Consider the following 1,586-nt stretch of genomic DNA (forward strand, 5'->3'; position numbering starts at 1 on the left):
CTGGCGGACGGTGCCGAGCAGGGATTCCTTGGATTTGACGTCGACGCCGTTGGTGGGGCGGACGGCGACCAGGACGTGCGGTTCGGTGGCCAGGGCGCGGGCGATGACGACCTTCTGCTGGTTGCCGCCGGACAGGGCGGACACCGGGGCCGAGGGGCCGGGCGTCTTGATGTCGAGGTCGCCGATCATCCGCTCGGCGAAGGCCCGGGTGCGCGAGGGCAGTACCGTGCCGAACGGCCCGAGCTGGTCACTGACGGTCAGGGTGGCGTTCTCGGCGACGCTGCGCTGCGGGACGAGGCCCTGGACGTGCCGGTCCTCGGGTACGAAGCCGATGCCGGCCGCGAGAGCGGCGGGAACGCGCCCGGTGCGCACCGGGCGGCCCGCGACGGTGATCGTGCCGGCCTGCGGGCGGTGCAGGCCGGCGATCGTCTCGGCGAGCCGGACGTTGCCGCTGGCGGCCGCTCCGGCCAGGCCCACGACCTCGCCGGCCCGCGCGGTCAGGGAGAAGTCCTGGTAGGTGCCGGCCAGGCTCAGGCCGGAGACCTCCAGCAGTGGGGCGCCGTCGGTGCGCGTGCGGCCGGTCACCGACCAGGCGGGCCCACTGCCCCGGGCGCTCTCGCCGGTCATCGCCTCCACCAGGGCCTGCTGGTCGAGTTCGGCGACCGGTGCGGTGACGATGTGCCGGGCGTCCCGGTAGACCGTGACGGTCGCGCAGAGGTCGTAGACCTCCTGCAGGTGGTGGGAGATGAACAGGAACGCGACGCCCTGCTCCTGGAGCGAGCGCAGCTTTTCGAAGAGCCGGTCGATGCCGCGCGCGTCGAGCTTGGCGGTGGGCTCGTCCAGGATGATGAAGCGGGCCCCGAAGGACAGTGCCCGGGCGATCTCGACGAACTGGCGCTGCTCGACGCTCAGTTCCTCGGCGCGCGCGCTCGGGTCGACGTCCACGCCGTACTCGGTGAGCCCGTACTCGGTGAGCAGCTCGGTGGCGCGGCCGCGCAGCCGCTTCCAGCCGATCGGGCGCAGCGCTGCGGCGCTCTGCCGGTCGAGGAAGAGGTTCTCGGTGACGGTCAGCGCGGGGATGATGGTGGAGCGCTGGTAGACGCAGGCGACCCTGGAGCGCCAGGCGTCCGTGTCGCCGGGGGCCGGAGCCGGCTCGCCGTTGAAACGCAGGGTGCCCGTGTCGGGGTTCTGCAGGCCGGTGAGGATCGACACGAGCGTGGACTTGCCCGCGCCGTTGCGGCCGACCAGGGCATGCGATTCGCCAGGGGCGACCGAGATGCGGGCGTCGCTGAGCGCGACGGTGGCGCCGAAGCGCTTGCTGATCCCGTCGGCCTCGACGACGGGGCCCCGGACGGGGCTGGGGTCCGCCATGGCGGGGTCCTTTCCGCAGGGTCCGAGAACGGCGGCACCGAGAGGGGAGCCCGGGCCGCGGCTCACGAGGGGTCGGTGGGGTTACTTGCCGACGTTGTTGCCCCAGAGGGACTTGTCGTCGACGTTGTCCTTGGTGACCAGCGGCGCGGGGATCTGGTCCTCCAGGCCGTTGGGCAGCTGGATGATGGTCGACTGGTGGTCGGTGGCACCGGGCT

General features: G+C 72.6%; 1 protein-coding gene and 1 pseudogene. Both read right to left on the minus strand.

Annotated features, from left to right (window positions below; translation table 11 throughout):
• On the minus strand, nt 1–1,371 hold a 1,371-nt coding region (locus VR45_RS34390; RefSeq protein ID WP_045943835.1), incomplete at its 3' end, for a sugar ABC transporter ATP-binding protein.
• An 81-nt stretch (nt 1,372–1,452) separates the two neighbouring features.
• A pseudogene (locus VR45_RS46240) lies at nt 1,453–1,586 on the minus strand (sugar ABC transporter substrate-binding protein); the annotation flags it as partial.

This window comes from Streptomyces sp. NRRL S-495 (genome assembly GCF_000966955.1).
GTDB classification, from domain to species: Bacteria; Actinomycetota; Actinomycetes; order Streptomycetales; family Streptomycetaceae; genus Kitasatospora; species Kitasatospora purpeofusca.